The sequence below is a fragment of the Saccharospirillum sp. genome, from assembly GCF_040881935.1.
GTDB lineage: Bacteria > Pseudomonadota > Gammaproteobacteria > Pseudomonadales > Natronospirillaceae > Saccharospirillum.
Genome location: NZ_JBBECH010000021.1, coordinates 1 through 5,663 on the forward strand (window position 1 = coordinate 1; position 5,663 = coordinate 5,663).

The 5,663-nt window shown below is 57.4% G+C and carries 5 protein-coding genes; all 5 read left to right on the forward strand.

All coding sequences use genetic code 11. The features are described 5' to 3' along the window. The first annotated feature begins 195 nt into the window (after positions 1 to 195). Positions 196 to 519 (forward strand): rhodanese-like domain-containing protein, encoded by a 324-nt coding sequence (locus WEB54_RS02995; protein ID WP_368053168.1) that lies wholly within the window; start codon positions 196 to 198, stop codon positions 517 to 519. Positions 520 to 660: 141 nt separating this feature from the next. Further along, a complete protein-coding gene (locus tag WEB54_RS03000; RefSeq protein ID WP_368053169.1) occupies positions 661 to 2,484 on the forward strand; it encodes a YdiU family protein in 1,824 nt (607 codons plus the stop codon). Between the two features lie 180 nt (positions 2,485 to 2,664). Next, positions 2,665 to 3,363 carry a response regulator transcription factor gene (locus WEB54_RS03005; protein WP_368053170.1) on the forward strand — a complete coding sequence of 233 codons (699 nt, stop codon included), beginning with the start codon at positions 2,665 to 2,667 and terminating at the stop codon, positions 3,361 to 3,363. After that, complete coding sequence (locus tag WEB54_RS03010) at positions 3,360 to 4,871, forward strand: ATP-binding protein (protein ID WP_368053171.1); 1,512 nt, start codon at positions 3,360 to 3,362, stop codon at positions 4,869 to 4,871. The genes WEB54_RS03005 and WEB54_RS03010 overlap by 4 nt, the downstream gene beginning before the upstream one ends. 105 nt (positions 4,872 to 4,976) lie before the next feature. Then, positions 4,977 to 5,663 (forward strand): peptide-methionine (S)-S-oxide reductase MsrA (msrA, locus tag WEB54_RS03015; RefSeq protein WP_368053172.1); only part of this gene is annotated, 687 nt, incomplete at its 3' end.

Genomic DNA, 5,663 nt, shown 5'->3' on the forward strand with positions numbered 1-5,663 from the left:
GGATATGGAAGGCACCGGGAAAATGCTAGTTTCCCACTCGAACAGTGGAAGACCCGTTTTTAAACAGCCACCGCAACATGACTTCCATGAATGATGCTATTGTTCTCACCGTCGATATTCCGGAAAAACGCTGCCACGGTTAGTCCTCTAAGGCTGGCAGTTGTCACATTCCATACACAAAGAGGGCTTTTAACAATGCAAAGCTTAACAGCACGGGAACTGGCCTCATGGCTCGACGATGCGGGTCGCCACAAGCCTGTTCTGCTAGACGTACGTGAACCCTGGGAATTCGAGACCTGTCATATCGAGGAGTCGCTGGCGATGCCCATGAACACCGTTCCGGACAAGCTATCTGAACTGAAAGCGGAGCAGCCGGTCGTCTGTATCTGCCACCACGGCGTGCGTAGCATGCAGGTCGCGATGTATCTGGAACAGCAAGGGTTCACCCGGGTGATTAACCTGACCGGTGGCGTTGACGCCTGGACGAAGCAAGTGGACGACACCATGCCAACCTATTAACGGAAACATCCTGCCAAGGGTTGTAAGCACCCGCGACCAAACCCATATCACCGTTGTTAGCCCATTAAACTGCTGCGTTCTTCTCAAGGGCAAAGTTCCCAAAGGTTTGTCCGGTTTATTCAAGTTCAGAGGCGCTTTGCCATGCCGACCAATGATTCAAACGACTACACACCTGACGCACCAGGCATTGCGCCCGAAGCGGCCGTGAATGCCGGCAACCAATCAGGGGCCGCCAGGGTAACCACGCTCGACGAACTCGCCGCACTGGCGAACTACTCGTTCATGGACACGCTCAACCGCGACCCGGATGCAAAAGCAGATGGAGCCGATCACGCGCCACGGCAAGTGTTCTCGGGCCACTATGTACCCGTGACTCCAACGCCCATTGAACACCCCGAGTACGTCGCGCACAGCAAAACGTTATTCCGCGAGCTCGGCTTCGACGACAGCCTGGCCCAATCGGCCGACTTTATGGCCATGTTCTCAGGGGACCTGACACAGGTACCGGAGCCGTTGCGTAAGGTGGGCTGGGCGACTGGCTATGCACTGTCGATCTACGGCACCGAATACTACCAGCAGTGCCCGTTCCAGACCGGCAACGGTTACGGCGATGGTCGCGCCGTCTCCATATTGGAGGCCAAGGCCAACGGCAAGCGCTGGGAAATGCAGCTGAAAGGCGGCGGGCGAACGCCCTATTGCCGCGGTGCCGATGGCCGCGCTGTGTTGCGCTCGAGCGTTCGGGAGTTTCTGGCGCAGGAACATATGCATGCGCTCGGGGTCCCCACATCACGATCGCTGAGTTTGTACGTATCCAAATCAGAGAAAGTCCGGCGGCCCTGGTATTCTGAAGGTTCACGCTCCGAGAACCCGGACATACTGGTGCTCGACCCGGTCGCTATTTCCACACGTGTGGCGCCCTCCTTTATTCGGGTTGGCCAGCTTGAACTGTTCAGTCGTCGCGCTCGCAAGAATGAACACCCACACGCGATGGAAGAACTCGAACAGCTAGTGTTGCACCTGATCGACCGTGAATACGCCGGCGAGATCGACCCTAGCCTAAGCACGACCGAAAAGATCGTAGTGCTGGCGCGCCTGTTCCGCGCCCGGCTTACGTCACTTGTCGCCAACTGGATACGGGTTGGCTACTGCCAGGGCAACTTCAACAGCGACAACTGTGCCGCTGGCGGTTTCACGCTCGACTACGGCCCCTTCGGTTTCTGCGATGCCTTTGACCCGACGTTCCAGCCATGGACGGGAGGCGGTCATCACTTCTCATTCCTGAACCAGCCCGCCGCTGCGGAGCGCAACTTCCATTCGTTTTGCTCAGCTTTGCAGCCACTGCTGGTGTCGGATCAGAGCAGCCTGAAACAACTCATCGAGATTCACCGTGATTTTTCAGCGGTTATGCAAGCCGAACTGGAACAGATGTGTGCCGCCAAACTTGGGCTAACAGCCTTCAACGAGCCCTTGTTCAAAGCGCTGGTATCACTGATGGCGCAAACCCCGGTTGACTACACCCTGTTCTTCCGCGAACTGTCGTCGGTACCTGACGACATTACGCCCCTCAGGAAAAGCTTCTACAAAAACTCAGACAATGCCGCATCTTCCGCGAGATCGATGTATGCGACGGACCCCGAAGCAATGGACAAGCGCTGGTCGGAATGGCTCGCCCAATGGCATTCACTCATCAACAGCAGCACTGATGATGCGTCACCCCGTTCCCGTGAAGACATCGCCCGAAAAATGAAACTCGCCAACCCGAAATACACGATGCGAGAGTGGTTTGTCGTGCCTGCGTATCAGCAAGCGATGCTGGGCGACTACTCGCTGGTTCAGGAACTGCAGGATGTTATGACCCAGCCGTACGCTGAGCAGTCGATAGCGGTTGAGGAAAAGTACTATCGGCTTAAGCCATCTCAGTTTTTTGAGGCCGGTGGGTGGTCGCATTACAGTTGCTCTTCATAGCGCAATAAGAACAGTTGTTTGGGGTCTGTGGTTTGTTTTGCTTCCTGTCGCCCAGGGGTCTCTGGCCTCCTGCTGGGTAAGGCGTTAGCGTCCAAATAAGTACCACCATGCCGACACCTGCAGCACATGCTATGGTTCACCATACGCCATGATCAATTAACGTAACCCCAACAGGCCACCATGAAACGCACCGTACTCATTCTGGAAGACACCCCGGACATCGCCGAGCTGGTGCGCATGCATCTTGAGGATCTGGATTGCACCGTGCTGATTGAGCCTCGTGGCGATACTGGGCTTGCCCGCTTCCGCGAGGGCGGCATTGATCTGGTGATACTGGATCTGATGCTGCCGGGGTTGGATGGCCTCTCGGTGTGCCGGGAAATCCGCACCCTGCCTGGCTACACACCGGTACTGATGCTGACCGCGCGCAGTTCGGAGCTGGATCGGGTGCTGGGGCTGGAAATGGGCGCCGATGATTACCTGACCAAGCCGTTCAGCGTGGCCGAGCTGACCGCTCGGGTGAAAGCCCTGTTCCGGCGGGTCGATGCGCTCTCGCAACCGGCCAAAGAACCGGCCAGCGACATCGTGGTTTACGATCAGCTTCGGCTCGACCCTTCCAAACGTCGCGTCTGGATTGCCGAAGCCGAGGTGGAACTGACCGCGCGTGAGTTCGACTTGCTGATGCATTTCGCCAGCCACCCGGGCCAGGTGTTCAGCCGCCTGCAATTGCTGGATGCGGTGTGGGGGTACAACCACGAAGGCTACGAACACACCGTGAATACGCACATCAACCGGTTACGCGGCAAAATCGAACAGGACCTCACCCACCCGCACTACATTCAGACCGTCTGGGGTGTCGGCTATCGGTTCCGGGAATGAGTAGACCCTTCATGATGTTACGCAGCCTCTATGCCCGTCTCTCGCTCGGCCTCTTTGTCTTGCTGGTGGCCGTGGGGCTGGTGTACGCCACCATCAGTCTATTTGCCCTGCGCAGCTACCAGGCATCAGTCAACCAGGAACTGAACCGCAACCTGGCAATGAACCTGGTTTTAGACCAGAACCTGGTCAATAACGGCGAACTGAATTTTGATGAGCTGGATAACCTCTTTTCGTTGTACATGTCGATCAACCCCAGCATCGAAATCTACCTGATCGATACCGAAGGCAACATTCTGTCGTACTCGGCAGACCCCGATAAGATCAAACGCAACAGCGTCTCCATGGCCCCGATTCGCCGGCTGCTGTCAGACCCTGATGCCTACCCCCTACTGGGTGACGACCCGCGCAGCCACGACCGGCAAAAAGTATTCTCGGTGACGCCGGTGCCCTCGGCCGACGACGTTGAAGGTTACCTCTACGTGGTACTGCGCGGCGAGGAGTATGATTCCGCCGAACTGATGGCGCGGGAGAGCCAGTTTTTCATCATCAGTGCCTGGGCCGTAGCGGTGAGCCTGGGCATCGGTTTGCTGGCAGGGCTGGCGGTGTTTCATCTGCTTACGCGCAGGCTAAGGCGCCTGGCGGACCGGCTTGATCACTTCCAGAACCAGTTGGCATCCGACACTTCCCGGCTACCGAACCCGGCCGGTGATGAAATAGACACCCTCGCCTCGACGTTCGAGCGCATGTCGACCCGCATCACCCTGCAACTGGAACAGCTGCAGGAGAAGGATGCCTTGCGGCGTCAGTTGGTGGCCCAGGTGTCGCACGACCTGCGCACGCCGCTGGCGTCGTTACAGGGGTATGTCGAAAGCCTGCTGATCAAGCGCGATAGCCTGAGCGATGAAGAGCAGACGCGTTTTCTAACCATCGCCCTGAACGAATCTCGAAGGCTTGGTCGACTGGTCGATGAACTGTTTGAGCTGGCGGCCCTGGAAGCCCAGGAAAAACAGCCAGCGCCAGAGCCGTTCTCGCTGCCGGAGCTGATTCACGATGTGGTGCAGAAGCATTTATCTGCGGCGAACAGCCGGAATCTTACGCTGTCCGTTGAGGGTGACCTGGCATTACCCCAGGCCTATGCCGACCTCGGCATGACCGAGCGCGTGCTGGATAACCTGATCAGCAACGCCATGGACCATACCCCCGAAAACGGGCGCATTGAGCTGACGCTCGCACAGACTGAAGAGCAAGTGACGGTGACGGTGCACGACACCGGCCCCGGTATCGCCCCGGAAGACCTGCCGTTTATTTTCGATGCGTTTCACCGCGGGCCATCCGAACGCAGCTCGGCCCATGCCGGGCTCGGGCTCGCCATTGCCAGGCGCATCATGGAGCTGCAACAGGGCAGCATCAGCGCGTTTAACCACAGCGAACAGGGTGCTGAGTTCGTGGTCCGCTTGCCGCTGGCAGCTACTGTTATGGCCCATTCAAGCAAAAATTACGATTCGTGATACTTTTGTTATAAATAGCAGACTTTCCTGTGAACCTTTGCCGGCAGACTGTCTCTCGTGGAAGAAGACCCCCTTTTCCCGATCAAGACTAATGAGGTACACAGTATGAAACGGTCTTTACTCTATTCAGGCTTGCTGATCGCAGTTACCTTCGCCGGTGTACAGGTGGTGGCCAGCAACCATGCCAACCCAACCAGCCAGTACGCCCCGACCGACCCTTCGCTTGAAGTCGCGACCTTTGCGGGCGGATGCTTCTGGTGTGTTGAGGCCGGTTTCGAGGCGCTGCCCGGTGTTGCCGAGGCGGTATCCGGTTACACCGGTGGTTCGGAAATGAACCCGAGCTATGAAGCGGTATCCGGTGGTCGCACCGGCCACACCGAGGCGGTTCAGGTTTACTACGACCCGGACGTGATCACCTACGAAGGGCTGCTGCAAGGCCTGTGGCGGATGATGGACCCGACCGATGCCAATGGTCAGTTTGTGGACCGGGGCGCGCAGTATCGCCCGGGCATTTTCTACCACAACCCGGAACAGCAGGCACTGGCGAACGCGGCGAAACAGGCGCTGATGGAAGAAGACCGTTATGAAAAGCCGGTCATCATCGCAATCGAGCCCTTTGAGGCGTTCTACGATGCCGAGGAATATCACCAGAATTACCACACCGAGAATCCGATCCGGTATAAGTTTTACACCCATAACTCCGGGCGCTATCAGTTTATTGATGCGGTTTGGGGAGATGACCGGCACATCGACTACAGCCAGTTCCGCCCCATGGAGATGAACGACATGGAC

Bases quoted from the DNA above. Each gene is read 5' to 3' on its own strand.
- WEB54_RS02995 (WP_368053168.1), top strand. From the start codon at position 196: ATGCAAAGCTTAACAGCACGGGAACTGGCCTCATGGCTCGACGATGCG.
- WEB54_RS03000 (WP_368053169.1), top strand. From the start codon at position 661: ATGCCGACCAATGATTCAAACGACTACACACCTGACGCACCAGGCATT.
- WEB54_RS03005 (WP_368053170.1), top strand. From the start codon at position 2,665: ATGAAACGCACCGTACTCATTCTGGAAGACACCCCGGACATCGCCGAG.
- WEB54_RS03010 (WP_368053171.1), top strand. From the start codon at position 3,360: ATGAGTAGACCCTTCATGATGTTACGCAGCCTCTATGCCCGTCTCTCG.